Below are 19,749 nucleotides of genomic sequence, written 5' to 3' on the forward strand. Positions count from 1 at the left end.
ATGTTGCCTGGTGTCTGTGTGACTGGCCGGGTTGGGGCCGGTGTTGCGTGCAAGGTGCAGGTCCGGTCTGACCTGCAAGGACGGCCTAGAACCGAAGTCCGAAGCGACGCGACGCCGCGAGCTGAACAAGAAGAGCAACAACAGCAACGAACCACCACCCATTGCGGGCGGTGGTTCGTGTGCTTGGTTCGTCAGTCGAGCAGTTGCAGGTACTCCCTGCCCTTCAAGGTTCGCTCCCACTTGACGTAGCCCTGGGCGCGCAGTTCGCCGATCGCGGCCGAGACGACACGAGGAACACCGGTGGCCCTAGACTCCATGAGCCGACCGAGCTCGACGCGGGTATGGGTGCACCGTCCTCGATGGTCGGAGTACATCCGGAGCAACCCCAGGAGCTTCTCGGCTCGGTCGCTTAGTGCGGGGAACTCCTCGGGGTGTGCGTGCCTCTCGTCGCGGGTCTCCTCCTCGATGCTCATTCGCAGTCGCCTCCCTTCGGCAGGTAGCTGCTATGGCCGCAGATGACGTCCGGGATGGCGGCGAGCTTGCGGCGCAGCTTCTCGTTCTCGCGCTCGACCTTCACGGTCTGTCGGATCCAGTCGCCCATGTCTTCGTTCGCGTCTGCGGTGACCGACCAGGCACGCTCGTTCTCGTCTTGCAGGGTGGCGTTCTCGACCGTGAGCCGGTCGACTTCGGCGAGGAGCCAGCGAACGTCCTTCGTTGCCTCCTGGCCGGCGTACGTGCTCTTGTCGTAAAAGTTGCTAGCTGCCCGGGACCGCAGGTAGCTGAGTCGGCGGTTCGTGTCTCTCACGTGTTCGCTCCTCACAGGCCGAAGGGGGTCGACGCCGTCGAACTTGGTGGCCTTCGGCGGGAGGGGCTTCTCGGTGACCTCGTCCTCGACCAGCTCGGCGTCGACCGCGTCGACGTCGTCCTGCGCCGTGTCGGCGGGGTCAACAGCGGCGATGCGGCGTGCCCGGTCGAGCAGCGGGTCCACGGCAGAGGTGTCAACCCTCTCGTTCTTCTCGGAGGGAAGGCCCGCGTCGTTCCACAGCTTGGAGGCGAGCTCAACGTCACCTCCGGCGGCGTGGACGAGCGCCGACTTGGCCATACCAACGGAAACCAGGTCGCGCGGCTCGAGGTCGGGGGCAAGAACCTCGGGACGCTCGACCGGCGTCACCTGGCTGGCAGCGACCTCACCCTCGACGATGTTGCCGTCCGCCGTCACGTTCGCACCGAGCTCCTCCGGGGAGTAGCCCAGGCCGAGGACCACGTCGCCGAACAGACCGCGAGCGAGGGCGCCAACGGCGCGCCACTGGCACATGTCGATGGGGTAGGCCTGCCAGGGCTTCACGCCGCCGTTGCTGCTCTTGGCGACCGGTCGACCGTCCTGGCCGCGGGTGCAGAGGCCGGCTCGGTACGCGTCGTCGAACGAGAAGGTGACGGTCAGGGTGTCGCCGGTATCGGCGCGCTTGCCGGTCACGGTGACGCGGTCGTCGCCGCGCTGGATGCTGACCGAGTGGCCGCGGCCGCGGATCATGCCGAGCATGGCCTCGGGCTTGAGAGAGGCCGTGCCTTCGATGACGTGGATGTTCCGCATCGCGGTGAGGGCGTCCCAGCCGAAGGTGCGGCCGGTGAGAGCGGCGACGACGACGTTGGCGGCGCCGTCCTTGATGATGTGGCCGTTGTTCGGGTTGATCTGGGACTGGTAGCTCTTCGGGACGATGGTGGAGCGGGCGAGCATCTGGGCCTGGCGAACGATGCTGTCGAACTCGCTGTCGGTCGGCATGACGGAGAGGGAAGCCGTGGGGGCGTTCTGGACTGCGGGGAGGTTGGACACGTGGTCTCCTGAGAGGGGAAGTGCCCGGCGGGATCCGGGTCCCCTCTGAAGGTCCGAAACCGTGCACGGGGTGCACGCATCTCAGGGCAGAAATGTGCGAGGGCCCCGAGAATTCTCCCGGGGCCCTCGCGTCGACTCAGCGCAGGAGCGCGTCGACCTGTTTCTCGACGTCTCCTTCCCAGTCCCACCACGAGCCGCATGCGGAGCAGCGCAGCATCTGCGGGTCTTCGTCGGACGCCGTGAAGTCGACAACCTGGAACGTCGGCGGCGGCAGCCACTCGCCGTCCTGTCTGTGGAGGGCACGGGCGTGTACTTCGCGATGGCCGGAGTTGTCGCGGTAACGCCGCTCGCGCCGCAGTCAGGGCAGACGAGGAAGCCTTCGTCGTCGACGAAACCGGGGCTCATGCGGACTCCCGCTTGTCGAGTTGCTCGGCGACTTCGAGCCAGTAGCGGGCGCGCGCCTCGGCGTCGCGCCGGCGCTTGGTTATGCGCCGGTCCGTGGCGTCTTGGTGCCGCCGAATGCTTGCCGGGTCTCGGTCCGGCGTGTCGCGGTAACGCCGGTACTCGGCACGCTTCTTGTCTCGGTAAGCGCGGAAGTGCATGTACTCGAACGCTGCGTAGGCGCGTGCCTGGTGGGCAGTGAGCCCTGCTGTACGCGGGACCAAGACGGTCACCGTGGCGGTCATGCCGCAAGGTCCGTCCAGCGGAGAACGAAGGCGCAGTCCTCGCACGTGGTCGCGACAGCGACGGGGGCGACCCGGCTGTTGAGGTGGATGACCTGGCTGAGGTCGGTGCTGCCGCAGTCGGGGCAGATGTCTCGGACGGTGAACTGGTTGCTGATCATGGGGGAGGGGGTCCATTCCTGTAGCGGGTTTGGCCCCCGTCTCGGGATCGACGGGAGCGCTGGGCGTACATCTGTGCCGGGGCAACCCCGAAATGAGGCCGTTTGGCCGTGTGATCTGGCACACATCCCGTGAAAGCGGCCTTGGGCCGTCCGGTGGAGCGCATACGGTTCTCGTCGCTGGGTCGCTTGCGGCCCACCGCGGGGACTCCGGTCCCTGCCCCGCCGGCTTTGTTCCGGTGGATCGTCCCAAGGACGACAGAGAGCCCGTGTCTTCGGATACGGGCTCTCTGCATCTCACAAGGAAGAAGCCCCCATGACTGACACAACGAATCCCGAGAACTTGACCGTCGCTGAGGCGAAGGAGCGCGCCGACCAGGCGTGGGCCCGCTATCGCGAGGTCCGCGACAAGGTCGCACACGAGAAGAAGAACGTCATCAAGAGCGGCGCTCACCGGTCGTCCATCGCTCGTCTGCTGGCGACGAAGTCCGAGGCGTCCGCGAAGGCCAAGGCCCGGGCGCAGGAAGCCCAGAATGTGTACCGCCGCCTCCGGGACGAGGCGAATTACTGACGTAACTCAGCAGCCCCTCACCGACACTTGGTGAGGGGCTGCTTTCCGTCTCCGTTCAGAACGGGGCCGCGAGACTGCCGACGTCGTCCGGGATGAACCCGGATACGTCGTCGTACTCGTCGGTGGTTTCGTCGCCGGCGGTGTCCCACCAGGCGCAGACGAGCTCGACGCCCGTCGTGGTGTGTTCGTACACCTCGCCGTCGACGCCAGTGGCGTAGCCGCGGTCAGTTACGATGCCGATCTGGTCGCGCACGTCGTCGAGGGTGGGTGTGTCAGCTTCGGCGAGCACGTTGGTGGCGGCCTCTGCCTTCGGCTTCTTGCGGTCCCGGTGTGCGCGAGCTGCGCGGCCGTCGTCCCTGGTGGGAACACGCGTCGCGAGCGTCTGGCCCTCGGCGCGCTGCTGCTCGAGCTTCTCGTCGTTCTCGGCAGTGTCGATGAGAGTGCGGATGGTGCGCGGGTGCTTGCCGGAGTAGTCGGCGAGGTCCTGCAAGGTAGCGCCGGCTCGGAAGGCGGCGAGGTAGGCGGCCCGGACGTTGTCGCGGTCGCGGTGGTAGGTGGCGAGCGAGGCTGCGGCCTGCTGTTCCAGGAACGTGATGCGCGGGAACAGGTCGTCGGACATGAGGGGATCTCCTGATGGTGGGTTGGTGAAGGGATGGTTGGTCAGGCGGCCTTGGCGGCGGCCTTCTTGGCACGCTTCTCGGCTGCGACGGAGTGGCGGACACGCTCGGACCCAGTGACCGTCGCGAGGTCGAGCACGGTGCACTCGGCGTTGTCGTAGAAGCGGCCCTGGAAACGGCAGCCGCACTCGGCGACGAGGACGAGGAACTTGGCCTGGGGACCGGAGGCGACAAGGGGCTGGGACACGGGTGACTCCTGAGGGGATGTGCAGCGGCGGGATCCACTGACACCTAGAGACAGTCCCGTTCGTGGTCCCCGGGACCACTAGCTCAGGCAAGGTTTCTTCGACGAGTTTCGGCGCCGACAGCTACTCGGACTTCAGGGCCTTGCGCGCAGCTCGCACGAACTTCTGCCAGCCCGGGACCTCAGAGCTAGGGAAGAAGTTCTTCATGAAGAAGCGGTTCATCAGGCGGGCGTAGTCCGTCAATGACTCAGTCTTCGTTATCGCAACGAGTTCTCGACTGACACTCTCGAGCGACCTGAGGGTGGCATAGACGGCGCGACGGACCTCGGGGGGTCCGACCAGGTCGATCGGGCCGGCGCTCGTCGCGGCCGCGATGCTGCACTGGTGCAGTTGCGTTGACATCCTCAGGAACACCGAATCCGGCAGCCGCCGCTTGAAGATGTAGCCCTCGTTTACGACCGACCTGACGATCGAAGCCGCCAACTTTTCTACACCCGGGTCGGCTGTCCCGGCGCACCTGTTGAACGATCGGTAGAACCCCTGGTACGCGTCGCGCTTCTGCTCGTATTCGAACTCCCACAGTCGCTCGCCGCGTTGCAGCTTGGCAACCTCGCGGTCCTCGACCAACGCATCATGCGCCCGATCGTCAGCCGCGGAACGGTCTTTCCCGGCTTGCATCCAGATACCCCCCAGAGCGAATGCGCCAGCAATGGTGCCCGCCAGCACGACGGAGACCATGCCGAAAAATACTTGCCGCCAGTCGAGCTTCTGACGTTCCTTGTCGTCCGCCACGTGTTCCGCCTCTTGTCGGGTCAAGCCACCCATGGGACTGCCCTCTGGCGCATCCCCAACATGGTTCATTGCGGCGGTCCTCGGCGGTCGCACAGTCAGGGTCAAGACGACCGCGGGATCGGTCGCTGATCCGGCGGTGCCGACGCTCTGAGGGGGGCGCCGGCACCGCCTTCTTTGCCCGTAAGGTCCGTAACCGTGACTGACCCGATCTACGACATGACCCAGCGCCGGTGGCGTATCGAGGTAGCTCCGAAGGCCCGGTGGCGGCCGAGCTGGCAAGAGCACCCGACCACGTGGGCCAATGGCCAGCCGAAGCCACTCGTGACCGAGGAGGACGCGCGCATCGAGTTCCGGAACCTGTCGATGGGCGCCCCTTTGGGTTGGAGGCGGAAGAGGTTGCTCGATCCGGACGGGAACGTCGTCGACGAGACCCTGCACTGAGACACAACGACCCCCGCCGAATGCTTCGGCGGGGTCGTTGTGGTCGATGCGTCAGTACCCGAACGGGTCTACTCCGGTGAACTCCTCCGGCTCCGCAGGAGCTGCCGGCACCGGAGCCGCTGGCAAGGCCCACTTCGCGCCCAACGTCCCGATGGCACGCAGCTGAACCGGCGCTTCCTTCGGGGCCTCTCCGACTCCGTTCGCGGCGTCCTGGACAGCGTCCACGTGGTTCTGCCACTTTCGGCGCACGTCCGCGTACGCAGCCATGCCCGCCAGCTTCTCCGGCGACGCCTTCTCCGGCGCCGTCCAAGGAGTCCCGAGTCCGGTGCCGAGGTCAGCGACCCGCTGGTGCGTTCCCTGCCACTCGACCTCGACCTTGAAGCCGCCACCAATTTGGCGGGCGATGGGCACGCACAGCCACATCCGCTGCTCGTCATTCGGCACCGTCTCCGGCAGACCTGGGCCCGGGTTCGGGTTCAGCAGCCGAGACGGCCGCCACGGAATGACCAGACCGTCGAGCTTGTGGGCGATGCCGCGGGAGTTCCGCAGCGACCGCTCCGAGGGCTCCTCGTGCTCCTTCGCGTTCTCGTTGAGCTGGTGGGCCACGATGACGAGCACGTTCCACCGGCGGCCTATCCGTTGCAGCATTGCGGTCTGCCACTCGAGCAGCTGCACGAGGTTGTCGCGCGGAGGCGGAGGAGCGAAACCGGGCCACCGCGCGGCGAACGTCGCCGGGTCGTCGGCTACCAGGTGGGAGAGCTGGTCGACGATGACCACGCCGGCGTGCTTCCCTTCGGGCCACGACTTCTTCCAGTCGCCGACCTCATGCCCGAGCTGCTCGCAGGTGGCCGGAGTGTTCGAGACCTCGATGTCAAGGTCAGCGAGAGTCTCAGCGCCCTCGTCGAACGCCTCGGGGATGTCCGTCTTCTCCCCGTCGACCACGAACCCGGCACGGATGGCTGCCACGTCACCGGAGCTGATGTTCGCGATACCTCGGTACACCGAGTCAGTTCCCTCGTCCTCGAACGAGAAGATCATGACCGGGATGTCCTGGACTGCGAAGGCGACGGCCCACTGCCAGAGCAGGGTCGTCTTCCCCACCTTGGTGCTCGCAGCGACACCGACGACACGGGACGGCTGGAACAGGGGGCAGGCGACCTTGTCGAACGAGGGAACACCGGTTTTGAGGCCAGTCAGGCCGTGCTCGCGGCGGACCTCGAGCTCTGTGACCGCCTGGGCGACCAGGTTGCGCATCTTGACCCGGCCGGTCCGCGTTGGGACCCGGGCGGCTTTCTCAAGATTGACAACCTCGATGGCGTTGCGTCGGTTCCGTTCGTTCGTGATGGCCTGCTCAGCGGGAGTCAGGCGCACGAACTCGACCGGCAGCGACGGCTCGTCGTACTCGGTAGGCTCCGGGGTCCACTCGACCATCTCGGCGCTCATGCCGACACCTTCTTGCTGCGCTCGCCACGGGCGACCGTCGTCAGGTCGTTGAGGCAGTGCTTCTCGTCCTCGTACGGCTGGCCGGCGCGGAGCACGGCAGCGTGTAGCCACCAGTTGTGCCCGTCGGCGCCGAGTGCCTTCGCGGACTTGTTCGCGCGGGCGATGCCGGAGTACGTCATCTCCTCGTCGACCAGGTTCCGTAGAGCGTGAGCCAAGACCTCGTTCCGCAGTGCAGCGCGGGGGTCCTTCGACAGGTCGGCTAGGAGCGGCGCGAGTTCGTCGGCGGCGTCGAGCATGGCCGTGTATCCCTCGAACGGGGTGGGGAACGAGGGTAGGTCGGTGGCGATGGCCTCCCGGAAGTCGGCGAGTGCCGCCTTCATGGTCCTCTTGGCGGGCGCGGCTGGCGTCGCTACCGGTGCTGGTTGGTCGTTCGGCGTCTCCTGGGTCAGCGGAGCCTGCTGCTCTCGCAGGTCGACGGACGGCACGCCCTGCTGGCACAGCTCGCAGTTGTCGCGCTTCTTGTCGGCGTGTGCGCCCTCGTTGTGACGGCGGATGGGCTGCGCCTTCTTCTCCGAGTCCGAACGGGTCAGGGAGCCGCTGAGGTCCGCCTGAGTAAGCTCCCAGTCGGTCAGCGTCCAGAACCCGTCGCGGGCACTGTCGACGAGCTTCCCCATGCGGACCAGGGCCGCGGTGGCAGTCTCAACCTCGGCAGGGCCGCCGTCGAGTTGAAGTGCGATGTTGAGCTCACGCGAGTTCTTCGGGACGAGCCCTTCGAGTCCCTGCATAGCGGAGAAGAGCTGCAGGTCCGCGTTGACCAGGCGCACGGTGTTGCCGCCAAGGATGAGCTGGGTGTCGAGCAGCGTCGACGTGTGCCGGGCGACGTACGGACGGCCGACGCGAGGGGTCTTCGGGCGCGTCATGCCGTCACCTCGGCGAGGGTGACGATGCGGCCGGACGGGAGTTCAGGACTGCACCGAACGAGTTCGACGTCGACGAGGCCGGCGTCTTCGAGTTCAGAGATGGCGGCCCTGATGGTCGACTTCTTCGCACCGATGGCGTCACCGAGAACGGTGTTCGTGTCGGAGGTGCTCCGGATCTCCCGCAGGTGGGTCAGGACCCGCTGTGCGCGGGTGGAGAGTGGCTGAGACATGAGGTGGGCCTCCTCGGCCCTGCCGGTGGTCCTACGTGGACCTGTGCGCGTCTCCGGCCTCTATCACCGTCCGGGGGATTGGCCCCCCGCCAAGTAGGTTGGCGGGCTTTCTTTCGGCCAGTTTCGAAGGAGCCACCACATCCGCGAAGCGGAGGATTACGTCTCTTCTAGTGTCGTTTCGTCTCGTCTCCTCTAAGTGGGACGCAATCGTTGTCTCCGACTAACTCAATGGCCGACACCCATTGAGACAATGATTGTCTTCGTTGTCGTCAGTACTGAGTTCCAGGCGTGAGACGACCCCGCCGGGACGCGACTACCAGCGGGGTCTGACTCCTACCGTGCGCGGTCTGGTCCGGCCGACAACACGCTCGCCCCAGTCACTTGAGCAACTGGTAGATCGCGGACAGGATGAGCGGCACCAGGAAGATAGTCACTCCGCTGAAGACGGCCCGGATGGCGATCCGGATGACCGCGATACGCCGCTCGTTGTGCACCTTCCTGGTCGCCGCATCACGGTTCCGCAAATACTCCCCAAACATCGCAACCCAGGCGTAGGCCAGTGTTGCGACACCGGCCGCGACGACCGTCACGATCGCTACCTGTGCAGGCTTCTTGCTGACGTAGCCGGCTGCGACCGCGATGAGATAGATGACCCCGGCCGCGATGAGGGTCGCGACGGTGCGGGCGTAGATCTCGCGGTACAGGGACGGTTCCTGGTGCCAGGACGCGAAGATCTCCCGTCGGGTCGGCGGAGGTCCGGTCTGTTCGCTCACGAGGCGTGAGTGTGCCACCGCGGCGCTCCACGCGCTCCCCAACCGAGATACCTGCGCGGTCGATGGGCGAGCCGCACAGTCAGTCTCGGAGAGCCGGTAGCTCAACAGGAAGAGCGGCCCGTGGAAGGTCTGGGTTCGAGTCCCAGGCGTCGCTCTGCGGCGTTAGCGCAATGGCAGTGCGTCCTTACTGGGTGTGTCCCATTTCCTCGGGCCGGTTCCAGGCCTGGAAGTCCATACGCACTCTCATGCCGAGATCCGTGCATCAGTTAGCGCTGGTCTTGGGCCATGCAGAACTCGTTGCCTTCGGGGTCCGCGAGCACGAACCATGTCTGGCCGAACTCCTGGCGAGCAGTCCGCGTGACCCGAGACGCGCCTATGTTCTCGAGGCGACGGAGCTCCTGCTCGAGGTTGTCCACGAGCAGGTCGAGATGCATCCGGTTCTTCACAGTCTTTGGCTCTGCGACGCGCTGCAAGGTGAGAGTGACGCCGTGCCCGCTCAAGGACACGTACCGACCCTCGATGCTTCCGTCCACGACGAATCCGACCGCGGCCTGCCAGAACTCCGCCATCCGGTCCAGATCTGAGCAATCAAGCGTGAACTCGAGCCGCATGGCGGCATTCTCCTCCCGGACGATGCCAGTCGTGGTGGTCCGCGTCCGGGCTCCCAGCCCAACGCACTCACATGCCGCGACCCGAGCATCCGGACATGCCGGCGCTCTCAACGAGTCATCGCAACACTTCCTGATTGAAGGAGGTCGCGATGGCGCGTCAGAGCTATCAGCGGTTGTCGCCTGCAGACATCGACGAGATCTGGAGGCGGTTGCGGTCCGGGCACTCGGTCAAGCCGACTGCGTGTGCGCTGGGGAAACCGACCAGTACGGTGCGGACCTACCTCATTCGGTGCGGTGGGATCAGACCTGATCCACGACATCGAGCAGCTGGTCGACTGAGCCTCGAAGAGCGCGAAGAGATCTCGCGTGGTCTGGCCGCCGGGTTGTCGCTCCGGGCGATCGCGGCGGGACTGGATCGGTCGCCGTCGACGATCAGCCGTGAGGTCGCCGGCAACGGCGGCCGGCGCCGGTACCGCGCGACGGTCGCTGACCAAGCCGCGTGGGCCAGGTCGACCCGTCCAAAGACGTGCAAGTTGGCCGGCAACCCGGTGCTGGCTGGCATCGTGACCGAGAAGCTTCGACACCGGTGGTCGCCCCAACAGATCGCCGGTTGGTTGAAGCTGACCTATCCCGACGACCCAGGGATGCACGTGTCGCACGAGAGCATCTACCGCACCCTGTTCGTGCAGTCCCGCGGTGCCCTGCGCAAGGAGCTGACGGCGTATCTGCGGACCGGCCGGGTCATCCGACGCTCGCACGGGATGCGGCTGCCTGATGGTCGCGGCGCTCGGCCGGGGATCGTCAACATCAGCGAACGCCCGGCCGAAGCCGAGGACCGCGCGGTGCCCGGTCACTGGGAAGGCGACCTGGTCTTCGGTCGCGGCATGAGTCCGGTCGCCACCCTGGTCGAACGGTCCACCCGCTACCTGCTGCTGGTCGGGTTGCCGGCCGGCAACCACAAGGCCGACGCCGTCGCCGACGCCCTGGCCGCCGCTGTTCAGCACCTGCCCAAGCACCTGGCGAAGTCGCTGACCTGGGACCAGGGCCACGAGATGGCCGAGCACAAGCGGTTCACCAACGAGACCGGCATCGACGTCTACTTCTGCGACCCGAAGTCGCCCTGGCAGCGCGGCAGCAACGAGAACACCAACGGGCTACTGCGTCAGTACCTGCCTCGACGACTCGACTTCCGCACCATGACCCAAGCCGACCTCGACGCCATCGCACTCGAGCTCAACGACCGTCCTCGACAGACCCTCGCCTTCAAGACACCATCACAAGCACTAGCCGAGGTGTTGCGTTGACCGCCTGAGCCCGCACCGATGAGAGGGCACTCTCGTTCGCGGCTCGCCAGGGGCGTGTCGGACGCAACGCCGCAAGTTCTGGGCCTCGCCAGTGGACACTCCTACCGGTGCTGGACATGTACGTGGTGTAAGCGCCGCTATGAACAAAGGACCCGACGATGAACCTCGACGATTTGCTCACAGAATCAGCGCCTCCGGTGATCGCGCGTACTCCGGAACTGACACGCGAACTGAACGACCTGGTCGCCGCATGCGAGGCATCCGAGTCGCAGCGGCGGTGGCCGGTCCGCGCCGTTCTCGTCGGAGGGGCCATGGCCGGTGTGCTTGGAATCGGTGCAGTCGCCTCTGCCGCTGGCGTCCTGCCCGGGTGGCCGTCGTTCGCTACCTCGTCCGGACAGACGTGCGACGTCGAGATTCTCGCGTCCGCGCTCCCGCCCGGCGAGGGGGAACCGATCTCCGCCACATTCAACTCAACGGAGAAGCGGGCCACACTCGCGGAGGCACGGGCATTTCTCGCGGACTTCGACTACGACTCGGTCGACCGCCAGCAGGCGATCGACTGGTGGCGGACAGAGGAGTCCAAGGCACGCACCGAGCAATCTGACCCCTCCGAGCGCCAGCCTAAGCTGGTGGGCGACGACCTGGAGGTCACGGCAGTTTCCTTCTGGGTTGTCAACGAACTGCGCGCCGACCTGGCAGTCAAAGGGCTCGACATCCGAGCAATCAATGTCGCCACCACCAGCAGCGGGTGCGTGCTGTGACACCCGATCGGCGCGCTTCGCTCCGCACGGCTCTCCGCGACACATCCGATGACCTGTTGGCCTACTTCGAGCGACGCGTCCACGTTCGGGAGGACGCCGCCGACCTGCTCAGCGATACGCTGCTTCAGGCATGGCGGCGCAGCGACGCGTTGCCCGACGAGGCGAAGCGACAACGGATGTGGCTGTTCACCATCGCTGCGTACGTCCTCGCCAACCACCATCGTTCACACCGTCGGCGCGCGGCGCTCAACGATCGCCTCCGAGCCCACATCACCAACTCTGCAATCGAGCCCGACCCGACTGAGAACTATGCGGTACGCGACGCGGTTCTCCGACTTGCCGACGCGCAACGAGAACTCGTCATGCTGATCCATTGGGATGGGTTCAACGTGGTCGAGGCCGCCGAACTACTCGGACTCAACCCTTCGACGGCACGAGGACGTTACTCAGCCGCACGAGCCACACTCAGAGGTGCGTTGGCGGACGCGGCCAGCACGCGGGACTAGAACCGGCCCGCTCTAGCTGTACCCGGCAGGGACGTTCGTGACGGTCTGGGTCTTGTGAATGAGGAGAACCTCCCGGCTTAGTGGAGATGTCTGACGTCTTCACCAACCAGGAGGTCCTCGTGGCCCACGCTAACGCTCGTCTGAACCTGCATGGTCGCCGTCTGCTCGTCGAGCGGGTGATGGAACACGGCCGTCCTGTCTCCCACGTCGCCAAGGAGCTTGGCATCTCGCGGCAGTGCGCGCATCGCTGGATCGCCCGTTTCCACGCCGAGGGTGAGCCCGGACTGTCCGACCGGTCCTCGCGTCCACGAACCTGCCCGCGACAGACCCCGGTCGAGATCGAGCAACGAGTCCTCGAGCTGCGCCGCACTCACCGTCGCGGGCAGGACTGGATCGGGCCCGAGGTCGGCTTGGCTCCGCGGACAGTCGCAGCCATCCTGCGCCGCAACCAGGTGCCCTACCTGCGCGAGTGCGACCCGCTGACCGGTGAGCTCATCCGAGCCTCGAAGGCCACCGCGTTGCGCTACGAACGTGAACACCCCGGCGACCTGATCCACATCGACGTGAAGAAGATCGGCCGCATCCCTCCAGGCGGCGGCTGGCGTGCACACGGCCGCGCTGCCACCGCCGCGCAGCGACACAAGCGGGCCAAGATCGGCTTCGACTACGTCCACGTCGCCGTCGACGACCACTCCCGACTGGCCTACGCCGAGATCCTCCCCGACGAGACCGGACCCACCTGCGCGGCCTTCTTGCTCAGGGCGGCCCTGTTCTTCCTCAGCCACGGCATCACGATCCGCGAGGTCATCACCGACAACGCCCGCAACTACACGCTCTCCCTGGACTTCAAGGAAGCACTCGCCGCCATCGGAGCACGCCACCTCACGATCCGCCCGCACTGCCCCTGGCAGAACGGCAAAGCCGAGCGATTCAACCGAACCCTCCAGACCGAATGGGCCTACCGCGAAGCCTTCGCCGACAACCAAGCCCGCACCAACGCCCTTGACCCATGGCTCGACCACTACAACACTCAACGACGCCACTCAGCCCTCGGAGGCCAAACCCCGATCAGCCGACTGTCATGAACCTGTCAGCCTGGTACATCTAGCCGCACAGCGTGCGCGTCACCGCACGGATCTGCCGCGATCCGCGCGGATCTGCCGAGATGAGTGCGGGCCAGCCGATCCGGCAGCTTCGCGTCCCCTACCTCTTGACCCGAACAACTGGCAAGCGTTGTCTGGGTAGATGGCCTGATCGCGCCGGAGCTGCCGGTGACAGATCCGGTCGCTAAGGACTGGTTGGCATGTCGGTCAAGTTATGTCTTCTCTCGGCGCTTCTCGGCATTACAGCAGCGGTTGCACCTGTAGCCGGGAGCGCAAGCAACGCGGGCGCAGTCGTGCCGGGCGCGAACGGCCAGTTGCTGTTCGCTCGACAGATCTGTCAGGGGGAGGAAGATCCGTGCTGGGAGATCGTGGTCGCGGACGCCTCCGACACCCAGGAGACGGTGGTCGCCGGCCCCTACCCGCGTGGCGTTTGGGATGACCACTTCATCGCGAACTGGTCGCCGGACGGCCGCAGTCTGATCTTCATGGCCGACCTCGGCAGTGGGCCGTCGATCTGGCAGGTCGACGTTGATGGCACCGGCTTCCATCGAGTCTTTGCCGCGCCCCCGGACGGGACGGGTCTGGATGACGGGCCCGCGTTCACGCCCGACGGGCAGTGGATCATCTTCACCCGATGCTGCCCCCGACCCTCGGGCTACGGACTTTGGAGGGTCCACCCAGACGGGACAGGCCTTCGCATCGTCACCACCGAGACGGTCGGCCCCAAGGCGGAGGGACCGTCGGACAACCTGCCGCAGGTGTCGCCAGATGGTCGGGCGATCGTCTTTCATCGGAACTCCGACGCGAACCGGGTCGCGACGGTCAACTTCGCCGGCGGAAAGCTCCGCGAACTGACACCCGGGGACCTGGATGGCCAGATCCCTAACTGGTCGCCCGACGCCCGACGCATCGTCTTCCAAGGAAACGATGACGCGGGAGTCGACGTCTGGACGGTGAACCCGAACGGAACTGGGCTCACCAACCTGACGAACGACGGCGCCAGCCTGAACCCCTCCTACTCACCCGATGGAACCAAGGTCGTCTTCAGCCGAGTGCTGGATGACGGGTCCCGAGACCTGTTCACGATGAACCCCGACGGAACCAACGTCACCCAAGTCACCCAGACGGCTTCGACCGAACGCTTCCCGCAGTGGGCCCCCACCCACTGAAGCAGTCCCCCATCGGGCGCGTCGTTCCCGTCAAGCACGGCGTTGACCTTTGCTGGGCAGACCACGGAGGAGCGCCACTGGTCGCGGCAGAGGAGTGCGTTGGACGTGGCCGGCGAGTCGGGGTCGCTGTCCTCGAACGGCGAGATCCAGAACAGGTCCCGCATCTGCTCCGGACCGATTTGCCCTTGACCTCAAAGGGCCGCGTTTCGTGACCGAGCGCGAGGAGCTCCTCGAGCTCCTCCAGCGTCAGCACACCGACGACCCTAGGGAAAACCGCACGGAGGGCCGGCAACCGTTCCAGGGGCGCTCGACGGCCCGCAAACTCGATACCGCGCTGTCCACGGCTTCAGACCGCCGCGCTTCCCGGGCAGACGCGATGCTGGGCGGGTCAATCGATGGCGACGAAGCCGCCCAGCTGCACCCTTGACCCAGATCGAAACCGCGCCGCGAGCCTCCGGGGGTCCACCGGAGTGGACCCGATGAGGTTGGAGCGTGCCTCCTCGGCGCCGCCGCTCCGGATACCAACCCGGCGAGCTGTCCCAGCAGATGCGGGACGCCATCGCGGCGGAAGCTGAACGGCTGACCGCCATCGAGGACGACGTAGAGACGATCCGCGCCGTCGGCGAGACGTTCAACGCGCTCGACGACGCCATCCTCGCCATCGCGCAGCCGCGCCTCGAGGCCATCGCACGGCTCCGGGCACCGGGGTGGTCGTACAACCGCATCATCGACGCGACCGGGCTGTCGAAGACCCGAGTCGCGCACCTCGTCAAAGAAGTCGGCCGCCGCCCGAACGGATAGCTCGTCAGCACGGGTCAGAGGCCGTCGCGGTCCATGTGCGCCCGGTCCACGACCGGTCCGAGCGGTTCGATGCCGGACAAATCGCCGCGCTGACGGTGCACCGGCGGAGCGCCGACCGCCCCGGTTCCAGGTCGGGACGTACCGGTTGCTGCAGCAACGCCGGCTGCGGCAAGCTCCGTAGACCGTGCGGCTGAGGAGAGCGCGTCGGACAGGCCGGACCACCGCACCCCGAGCCGTACCCCGCACGCCACCACGGCGATGAAGACCGCTGTCTGGGCGAGCCCGCACACCGCGAGCGCGAGAAACGCATTCTCCGCGTTGCCGGACTCCTCGCCGGTCGCAAGCGACGTGTCCGGCCACTGCTGAACCGCCACGAACGCGCTGACGGCAGCCAGGATGAAGCCGCCCACACCGAGCCAAAGGACCTTGCTCTGAGCGTCGTACTCAACCGACATCGCCACACACTCTCCCCGTACGGTCTGCTGAACTGCCGCCACGGTAGGTGCTCGAAGGCCGGGACGGGTCGAAACAGTCAGTTCGGCAGAGCCGGATGGTGCCGGCCCGGCGGCGAGCTCCAGACGTGGGCGGCGCGAACCCGAGTAGTGCGATTCGCGCGTCTGAACAGCACGCGCACGACAAGATGGCTGCCCCAACACCAGGCGAGGAGAGGCGACGTGACCCAGCATGGCTCAGACGACGCGGTAATCCTGCACTCGGACGAAGGCGTCGTCGAGACCAGCTACTCGTGCGTGGTGGTCCGTACCTTCGACTGGGGTGAGCTGGGAGCGACGGCACCGGAGGACAACACCCTGGTCACGGTCCCCGAGCTCGAGGAGGGCGAAGGCGACCTGTGGGTGAACACGGCCGACCAGTGGGGGCCGTTCTCTGTGACCACCAGGCTGTGGAGCGCCCGACCGGCGGACCCGGGCGAGGAGTGGGAGGACGTGGTCGAGCTCAGCGTCACCTCGGGCACCGGGCTGTTCGCCACCGAGATGGTCGACAACGAGCCCCAGATCATCCTGGCGCCCGAGCCCGGGGAGTACCGCCTCCGGGTCTCGGCACGAGGGAGGCGTATTCACGACATCAGCGAGGACGACGACCTCGACCTTGATGCCGAGCTGCCGCCCAAGGAGTGGTACCTCCTCGAGGCATGGCCGGCGCCGGCAACCGATCCGGTCGTGGTGCGCCTGACCAGCCCGTTCGCCGACCGCGTGCTGAACCCGCCGCCGCGCCTGGTCATCCCCGAAGGCGAAGCGGGCCTGGCCGCCGCTGGGCGGATCGGCCGCGACGTCGACGGCGCACCCGGGACGCGGACCCTGTCTGGCGAGACGGGGACGGTGCGCGTCGAGCGCACCATCCGCGGCACCCGCCGCCGGCTGTTCGGCCTGTGCTCCCACCTCGTGACATGGAGCCACGTCTGGCTCGACCCGCCCAGCTGGAGCTGGTCCGGCGGCGGGGCGTACCACGACGAGTACGCGCCGGGACACCCCGACTACGCGACGGCGCACGACCACCCAGACCAGATGAGCGGCCGGAGCGGCGCCATCCGCACCTCCTACCTAGAGGTCGAGAAGCCCGCTCGGGCCGTCCGGCAGTGGGACTGGGTTGTTCCCCCGCCCGGAGGGGACCTCGTCCTGTGGAACAGGGTCCCGTTTCTTCCTGAGCCGACGGTCCTGGCCGTCGAGCTGACCCAGTCGCGAGACGAGGCCGGCGAGCCCTGGGCGACTATCGTCATCGAGCACGACGGCCTGCCGGTGGAGTGGCTCGACGACATGGAGACCTACTGGGGCTACCAGCTCTCGATCGCCGACCACGCCGGGTTCGGGGTCCCGAAGTAGCGCCCTACCGATCTGGGCGCCGCCCGGTACGTTCACTCGGACAGCAGACCCCGTCGGCTATCGGCTGCGAGGCTGGCCTCGTGCGCGACTCGTCGACAGCCGTTGTTACACATCGGACAATGTGTAACTGGGTGTGTCCCTATTGAATGCCGCGCACTGTGGTGTTTACCGGATCTGCCGATGAAGGCGAACATCGCGCACGCCGGCACGGGCTCGGCTGATTACCAGTACATCGCCCCGTTCACCCGCTTCAACAACTCCTACGATGGAGGTGGACCGAACTAGGAGGGACACATGGTGAGGACGAAGGGGTCGGCGGCCACCGCGCAGCTCATGTCGATGGAGGACCTGATCGCCGAATCTAACGAGCATCCTCACCGTCACCTCGCGACCACGATCGTTGAGGGCGACGGGCCGACCAGACCGGCTGAGCCTTGGCTCGAGGAACGCGAAGGCGACGTGCCGCCGTGGACGATGAAGATGCAGACCGATGATGGCCACACCGACCATGAGGGCGAGAAGGAGGACCTCCTCCGGATCGCTCACGAGGCGGGCGTGACCGACGAGCACATCCTCATCTACGACGGCGCCACGAACACCTGGACGTAGCCGCTAGAACGGTGGCGCACTGATCGGTGCCGCTGGATCTGCCGCGACTCGGACGTCCGCTCATGCCGATGAGCCGACGGTACGGCCGATGACCTTCTAGGGTCTGCCTGTGACCAGTCAACCGGCCTCGGGTGCCTGGCTTCGTGCGGCTCCGACACTCTGGTTGACCGTCGCGTTCAACCTCTTTGTCCTGATGGTCGCTGTGGCTCTCATCGGGCTAGGCGACGACCCAGCGGGGCCCTTGTGGCTTCCTACCGCGTCGCTTGCGCTGTCTGGCGTGGTCGGCCTCGGCTCTCTCGTGCGTCGCCGGACACGTCGGTTCGGGGTGGGATGCCTTGCCGGAACCGCCGTGTCCGGCTTCGCGTACTTCGTGCTCTTCGTGATCTTCTTCGTCACCTACTTCATCGCGCCGGGTGGTCACGAACTCTCCTGACGCCACCCAGCGGAGTGGTGACAAACGCACCCTCATGCCGCGACGCGCGCACTAGCCCGGGAGTACCGACACCGTGTCAGTACATTTGTCGCCGCTCCGGCTCATAACCTTTCGGGGCATGAGTCCCAGCGGAAGGGCCTCCCCTCCGCCGAGGAGTTGCGCGTGAGGCCGGCCAGGACGACCTTCGAGGCACCGGCGCGAGCGGGACCAGGGGTCGCAGCGATTCCGCTGGTCGTCGAGGCGGTGGGCGTGGAGGTCGTGGGGGTGGTGCTCATGGGATGTCTCCTGCTGCTCGATGTGGGTGGAGGCTGGTCAGGCGGCTTGGAAGGAGCGACGCGACAGGCCGAAGCTGTAGCCGTCGAGGGTGGTGGTGACCTGAGTGGTCGGGTCGGCGGCGGCACCCAAGGCGACGAAGAGCGGGGTGAAGTGCTCGACGGTCGGGTGGGCGTAGGCCAGGGCGGGGGCTTCGCTGCGGTAGCGCGAGAGCTGGTCGACGTCACCGCGCGCGAGCGCCTCGGCGGCCCAGGCGTCGAAGTCGGCTGACCAGCCGGGGACCTTGTTCTCGGTCATCATCTCGCGGGTGATGTACGGCAGCCCGTGGGTCATGTGGCCGGAGCCGACGACCAGGACGCCCTGCTCGCGCAGCGGCTGCAGGCGCCGACCGAGGGCGAGGAGCTTGTCGGGGTCCTCGGTGGGCAGGGAGAGCTGGACGACGGGGATGTCGGCGTCCGGGTACATCACCTTCAGCGGCACCCACGCCCCGTGGTCGAGGCCGCGGGAGGAGTGCTGGTGCGCCTTGTCGTTGTCCGGCATCAACGACGCGACCTGGGCGGCGAGCTCGGTGGCGTCGGGGGTGTCGTAGCGCATGGTGTAGTACATGGGGTCGAAGCCGCCGAAGTCGTAGACGAGCTCGGCCGGTCGCACCGCGCTGATGGACAGCGGCGCGGACTCCCAGTGCGCCGACACGATGAGGATGGCCTTCGGCTTCGGCAGGTCGCGTGCCCAGGCGTGCAGCGGGTTCAGCCACTCCTGGCGCTCGAACGGTAGCGGGCCGCCGCCGTGGGACAGGTAGACGCTGGGCAGCGCGCCGTCGGCCGGGGTCCAGGCCCGGTGCGGGTTCTGCGCTTCGAGCTTGGCGACTCGGCGCAGGTGAGCCGCGAACGGGTGGGCAGCCGGGACCCGCGCGTCTGCGAGGGCTGTCGTGCTGGTGCGGAGGGTGCTCATGGGTGGTGCTCCGTCTCTTGCTGGTGGTGTGCGGTCTGGTTGTGTGCGGTGTCCCGGCTGGGCCTGCGGGTGGTTCAGGCGTGGAGGGCGAAGCCGCCGGTCCACGAGGTCTGCTCGGTGGCGGCGAGACCGATTTGGAGGAGCGCGAGGCTCTCTAGCTCGCGGGCGCGGGCGAGGGGGCCGACGTCGGCGGACTTGAGACCGGCGCCGGTGACGATGTCAGCGAGCAGGGCTTTCGCGTCGGCGTCGTCGCCGGCGATGAGGACCGTGGTGGTCTGGTCGCCGACGGTGCCCGCGGCCAGGGTGGGGCCGAGGTTGGTGTTGAACGCCTTGAGGACCCGCGCGGTCGGCAGCGCCTCGTCGATCTGGGCGGCGGACGAGGAGTCCGCAGGGACCGTGAGGGAGAAGGTGGCGAAGTCGAGCGGGTTGGTGATGTCGACGACGACCTTGCCGGCGAGCTGCTCGCCGCGCTCGGCGACGATGTCGGCGACGGCGGTGTGCGGGACGGCCAGGACGACGATGTCGCCGGTGACCGGCTTGTCGTTGTCCGCGCGGCCAAAGAACTCGACGCTGTGGCCGGCCTTCTCGGCGAGGCCGGCGATGGCCTGGCCCATGTTGCCCTGCCCGAAGATGTTGGCGTTGGTCATGTGAGGAGCTCCTGCTGTGTGTAGGTGGGTAGCGGTTTG

At 66.9% G+C, this 19,749-nt stretch carries 27 protein-coding genes; 12 read left to right on the forward strand and 15 right to left on the reverse strand.

Going from position 1 to position 19,749, the window contains the following annotated elements; genetic code table 11:
• Positions 1-191 precede the first annotated feature (191 nt).
• From ACVW2K_RS14585 to ACVW2K_RS14600, 4 genes are all read right to left on the reverse strand, one after another.
• A complete protein-coding gene (locus ACVW2K_RS14585) occupies positions 192-473 on the reverse strand; it encodes a hypothetical protein (protein ID WP_457202992.1) in 282 nt (93 codons plus the stop codon).
• Complete coding sequence (locus ACVW2K_RS14590) at positions 470-1,831, reverse strand: hypothetical protein (protein WP_457202993.1); 1,362 nt, start codon at positions 1,829-1,831, stop codon at positions 470-472. The genes ACVW2K_RS14585 and ACVW2K_RS14590 overlap by 4 nt, the downstream gene beginning before the upstream one ends.
• A 401-nt stretch (positions 1,832-2,232) precedes the next feature.
• Positions 2,233-2,517, reverse strand: a complete 285-nt coding sequence (locus ACVW2K_RS14595) for a hypothetical protein (protein ID WP_457202994.1) — start codon at positions 2,515-2,517, stop codon at positions 2,233-2,235.
• Positions 2,514-2,675 (reverse strand): hypothetical protein, encoded by a 162-nt coding sequence (locus ACVW2K_RS14600; RefSeq protein WP_457202995.1) that lies wholly within the window; start codon positions 2,673-2,675, stop codon positions 2,514-2,516. Before ACVW2K_RS14600 ends, ACVW2K_RS14595 begins: the two co-directional genes overlap by 4 nt.
• A 313-nt stretch (positions 2,676-2,988) precedes the next feature.
• On the opposite strand from ACVW2K_RS14600, the gene ACVW2K_RS14605 reads away from it, so the two are divergent.
• Positions 2,989-3,243: a hypothetical protein gene (locus ACVW2K_RS14605; RefSeq protein ID WP_457202996.1), complete on the forward strand. Its 255-nt coding sequence runs from the start codon at positions 2,989-2,991 to the stop codon at positions 3,241-3,243.
• 55 nt (positions 3,244-3,298) lie between these two features.
• Here the strand turns inward: ACVW2K_RS14605 and ACVW2K_RS14610 are convergent, their stop codons facing one another.
• The 3 genes from ACVW2K_RS14610 to ACVW2K_RS14620 all read right to left on the reverse strand — a co-directional run bounded on the left by ACVW2K_RS14610 (position 3,299) and on the right by ACVW2K_RS14620 (position 4,897).
• Positions 3,299-3,862 carry a hypothetical protein gene (locus ACVW2K_RS14610; protein ID WP_457202997.1) on the reverse strand — a complete coding sequence of 188 codons (564 nt, stop codon included), beginning with the start codon at positions 3,860-3,862 and terminating at the stop codon, positions 3,299-3,301.
• A gap of 41 nt (positions 3,863-3,903) precedes the next feature.
• Entirely contained in the window at positions 3,904-4,107 is a 204-nt protein-coding gene (locus ACVW2K_RS14615; protein ID WP_457202998.1) for a hypothetical protein, read from the reverse strand.
• A gap of 121 nt (positions 4,108-4,228) precedes the next feature.
• Complete coding sequence (locus tag ACVW2K_RS14620) at positions 4,229-4,897, reverse strand: hypothetical protein (RefSeq protein WP_457202999.1); 669 nt, start codon at positions 4,895-4,897, stop codon at positions 4,229-4,231.
• Between the two features lie 195 nt (positions 4,898-5,092).
• Between ACVW2K_RS14620 and ACVW2K_RS14625 the strand changes: the two genes are divergently transcribed.
• A complete protein-coding gene (locus tag ACVW2K_RS14625; RefSeq protein ID WP_457203000.1) occupies positions 5,093-5,338 on the forward strand; it encodes a hypothetical protein in 246 nt (81 codons plus the stop codon).
• A gap of 51 nt (positions 5,339-5,389) precedes the next feature.
• Here ACVW2K_RS14625 and ACVW2K_RS14630 read toward each other — a convergent pair whose 3' ends face one another.
• The 5 genes from ACVW2K_RS14630 to ACVW2K_RS14650 form a co-directional block, all read right to left on the reverse strand.
• Entirely contained in the window at positions 5,390-6,781 is a 1,392-nt protein-coding gene (locus tag ACVW2K_RS14630) for a DnaB-like helicase C-terminal domain-containing protein (protein ID WP_457203001.1), read from the reverse strand.
• Positions 6,778-7,701, reverse strand: coding sequence for a hypothetical protein (locus tag ACVW2K_RS14635; RefSeq protein WP_457203002.1), 924 nt, complete (start codon positions 7,699-7,701; stop codon positions 6,778-6,780). The genes ACVW2K_RS14630 and ACVW2K_RS14635 overlap by 4 nt, the downstream gene beginning before the upstream one ends.
• Positions 7,698-7,931, reverse strand: coding sequence for a hypothetical protein (locus tag ACVW2K_RS14640; protein WP_457203003.1), 234 nt, complete (start codon positions 7,929-7,931; stop codon positions 7,698-7,700). Before ACVW2K_RS14640 ends, ACVW2K_RS14635 begins: the two co-directional genes overlap by 4 nt.
• A gap of 377 nt (positions 7,932-8,308) precedes the next feature.
• Complete coding sequence (locus ACVW2K_RS14645; RefSeq protein ID WP_457203004.1) at positions 8,309-8,704, reverse strand: hypothetical protein; 396 nt, start codon at positions 8,702-8,704, stop codon at positions 8,309-8,311.
• Between the two features lie 266 nt (positions 8,705-8,970).
• Complete coding sequence (locus tag ACVW2K_RS14650) at positions 8,971-9,315, reverse strand: VOC family protein (protein ID WP_457203005.1); 345 nt, start codon at positions 9,313-9,315, stop codon at positions 8,971-8,973.
• A 149-nt stretch (positions 9,316-9,464) separates the two neighbouring features.
• On the opposite strand from ACVW2K_RS14650, the gene ACVW2K_RS14655 reads away from it, so the two are divergent.
• The 7 genes from ACVW2K_RS14655 (at position 9,465) to ACVW2K_RS14685 (ending at position 14,959) form a co-directional block, all read left to right on the forward strand.
• Positions 9,465-10,619 carry an IS30 family transposase gene (locus ACVW2K_RS14655; protein ID WP_457203006.1) on the forward strand — a complete coding sequence of 385 codons (1,155 nt, stop codon included), beginning with the start codon at positions 9,465-9,467 and terminating at the stop codon, positions 10,617-10,619.
• 158 nt (positions 10,620-10,777) lie between these two features.
• Positions 10,778-11,380: a hypothetical protein gene (locus ACVW2K_RS14660; protein WP_457203007.1), complete on the forward strand. Its 603-nt coding sequence runs from the start codon at positions 10,778-10,780 to the stop codon at positions 11,378-11,380.
• Positions 11,377-11,886, forward strand: coding sequence for an RNA polymerase sigma factor (locus tag ACVW2K_RS14665; RefSeq protein ID WP_457204071.1), 510 nt, complete (start codon positions 11,377-11,379; stop codon positions 11,884-11,886). Before ACVW2K_RS14660 ends, ACVW2K_RS14665 begins: the two co-directional genes overlap by 4 nt.
• Positions 11,887-12,005: 119 nt before the next feature.
• Positions 12,006-12,971 carry an IS481 family transposase gene (locus ACVW2K_RS14670; protein ID WP_457204072.1) on the forward strand — a complete coding sequence of 322 codons (966 nt, stop codon included), beginning with the start codon at positions 12,006-12,008 and terminating at the stop codon, positions 12,969-12,971.
• Positions 12,972-13,189: 218 nt separating this feature from the next.
• On the forward strand, positions 13,190-14,158 hold the full coding sequence (locus tag ACVW2K_RS14675) for a hypothetical protein (RefSeq protein ID WP_457203008.1): 969 nt from the start codon (positions 13,190-13,192) through the stop codon (positions 14,156-14,158).
• Positions 14,159-14,366: 208 nt separating this feature from the next.
• The gene (locus ACVW2K_RS14680) at positions 14,367-14,585 is read left to right on the forward strand and encodes a hypothetical protein (protein ID WP_457203009.1); all 219 of its coding nucleotides are present in this window, start codon (positions 14,367-14,369) and stop codon (positions 14,583-14,585) included.
• Positions 14,586-14,704: 119 nt separating this feature from the next.
• Positions 14,705-14,959 (forward strand): hypothetical protein, encoded by a 255-nt coding sequence (locus ACVW2K_RS14685; protein ID WP_457203010.1) that lies wholly within the window; start codon positions 14,705-14,707, stop codon positions 14,957-14,959.
• A 14-nt stretch (positions 14,960-14,973) separates the two neighbouring features.
• Here the strand turns inward: ACVW2K_RS14685 and ACVW2K_RS14690 are convergent, their stop codons facing one another.
• On the reverse strand, positions 14,974-15,414 hold the full coding sequence (locus ACVW2K_RS14690; RefSeq protein WP_457203011.1) for a hypothetical protein: 441 nt from the start codon (positions 15,412-15,414) through the stop codon (positions 14,974-14,976).
• A 219-nt stretch (positions 15,415-15,633) separates the two neighbouring features.
• On the opposite strand from ACVW2K_RS14690, the gene ACVW2K_RS14695 reads away from it, so the two are divergent.
• From ACVW2K_RS14695 to ACVW2K_RS14705, 3 genes are all read left to right on the forward strand, one after another.
• The gene (locus ACVW2K_RS14695; RefSeq protein ID WP_457203012.1) at positions 15,634-16,797 is read left to right on the forward strand and encodes a hypothetical protein; all 1,164 of its coding nucleotides are present in this window, start codon (positions 15,634-15,636) and stop codon (positions 16,795-16,797) included.
• Between the two features lie 294 nt (positions 16,798-17,091).
• Positions 17,092-17,406: a hypothetical protein gene (locus ACVW2K_RS14700; protein ID WP_457203013.1), complete on the forward strand. Its 315-nt coding sequence runs from the start codon at positions 17,092-17,094 to the stop codon at positions 17,404-17,406.
• Positions 17,407-17,515: 109 nt separating this feature from the next.
• Entirely contained in the window at positions 17,516-17,839 is a 324-nt protein-coding gene (locus ACVW2K_RS14705) for a hypothetical protein (protein ID WP_457203014.1), read from the forward strand.
• 312 nt (positions 17,840-18,151) lie between these two features.
• On the opposite strand, the gene ACVW2K_RS14710 is transcribed toward ACVW2K_RS14705, so the two are convergent.
• Both ACVW2K_RS14710 and ACVW2K_RS14715 read right to left on the reverse strand, forming a co-directional pair.
• On the reverse strand, positions 18,152-19,063 hold the full coding sequence (locus tag ACVW2K_RS14710) for a DODA-type extradiol aromatic ring-opening family dioxygenase (RefSeq protein WP_457203015.1): 912 nt from the start codon (positions 19,061-19,063) through the stop codon (positions 18,152-18,154).
• A gap of 74 nt (positions 19,064-19,137) precedes the next feature.
• Positions 19,138-19,710 carry an NADPH-dependent F420 reductase gene (locus ACVW2K_RS14715; protein ID WP_457203016.1) on the reverse strand — a complete coding sequence of 191 codons (573 nt, stop codon included), beginning with the start codon at positions 19,708-19,710 and terminating at the stop codon, positions 19,138-19,140.
• Between the last annotated feature and the right edge of the window lie 39 nt (positions 19,711-19,749).

This window comes from Nocardioides sp. HB32 (assembly GCF_054058995.1).

What these genes read in the sequence shown, in the direction of transcription:
- ACVW2K_RS14715 (WP_457203016.1), bottom strand. Translation starts at nt 19,710, where the DNA reads ATGACCAACGCCAACATCTTCGGGCAGGGCAACATGGGCCAGGCCATC.
- ACVW2K_RS14690 (WP_457203011.1), bottom strand. Translation starts at nt 15,414, where the DNA reads ATGTCGGTTGAGTACGACGCTCAGAGCAAGGTCCTTTGGCTCGGTGTG.
- ACVW2K_RS14650 (WP_457203005.1), bottom strand. Translation starts at nt 9,315, where the DNA reads ATGCGGCTCGAGTTCACGCTTGATTGCTCAGATCTGGACCGGATGGCG.
- ACVW2K_RS14605 (WP_457202996.1), top strand. Translation starts at nt 2,989, where the DNA reads ATGACTGACACAACGAATCCCGAGAACTTGACCGTCGCTGAGGCGAAG.
- ACVW2K_RS14655 (WP_457203006.1), top strand. Translation starts at nt 9,465, where the DNA reads ATGGCGCGTCAGAGCTATCAGCGGTTGTCGCCTGCAGACATCGACGAG.
- ACVW2K_RS14660 (WP_457203007.1), top strand. Translation starts at nt 10,778, where the DNA reads ATGAACCTCGACGATTTGCTCACAGAATCAGCGCCTCCGGTGATCGCG.
- ACVW2K_RS14685 (WP_457203010.1), top strand. Translation starts at nt 14,705, where the DNA reads ATGCGGGACGCCATCGCGGCGGAAGCTGAACGGCTGACCGCCATCGAG.
- ACVW2K_RS14610 (WP_457202997.1), bottom strand. Translation starts at nt 3,862, where the DNA reads ATGTCCGACGACCTGTTCCCGCGCATCACGTTCCTGGAACAGCAGGCC.
- ACVW2K_RS14585 (WP_457202992.1), bottom strand. Translation starts at nt 473, where the DNA reads ATGAGCATCGAGGAGGAGACCCGCGACGAGAGGCACGCACACCCCGAG.
- ACVW2K_RS14640 (WP_457203003.1), bottom strand. Translation starts at nt 7,931, where the DNA reads ATGTCTCAGCCACTCTCCACCCGCGCACAGCGGGTCCTGACCCACCTG.
- ACVW2K_RS14600 (WP_457202995.1), bottom strand. Translation starts at nt 2,675, where the DNA reads ATGATCAGCAACCAGTTCACCGTCCGAGACATCTGCCCCGACTGCGGC.
- ACVW2K_RS14595 (WP_457202994.1), bottom strand. Translation starts at nt 2,517, where the DNA reads ATGACCGCCACGGTGACCGTCTTGGTCCCGCGTACAGCAGGGCTCACT.
- ACVW2K_RS14630 (WP_457203001.1), bottom strand. Translation starts at nt 6,781, where the DNA reads ATGAGCGCCGAGATGGTCGAGTGGACCCCGGAGCCTACCGAGTACGAC.
- ACVW2K_RS14675 (WP_457203008.1), top strand. Translation starts at nt 13,190, where the DNA reads ATGTCGGTCAAGTTATGTCTTCTCTCGGCGCTTCTCGGCATTACAGCA.
- ACVW2K_RS14700 (WP_457203013.1), top strand. Translation starts at nt 17,092, where the DNA reads ATGGTGAGGACGAAGGGGTCGGCGGCCACCGCGCAGCTCATGTCGATG.
- ACVW2K_RS14710 (WP_457203015.1), bottom strand. Translation starts at nt 19,063, where the DNA reads ATGAGCACCCTCCGCACCAGCACGACAGCCCTCGCAGACGCGCGGGTC.
- ACVW2K_RS14635 (WP_457203002.1), bottom strand. Translation starts at nt 7,701, where the DNA reads ATGACGCGCCCGAAGACCCCTCGCGTCGGCCGTCCGTACGTCGCCCGG.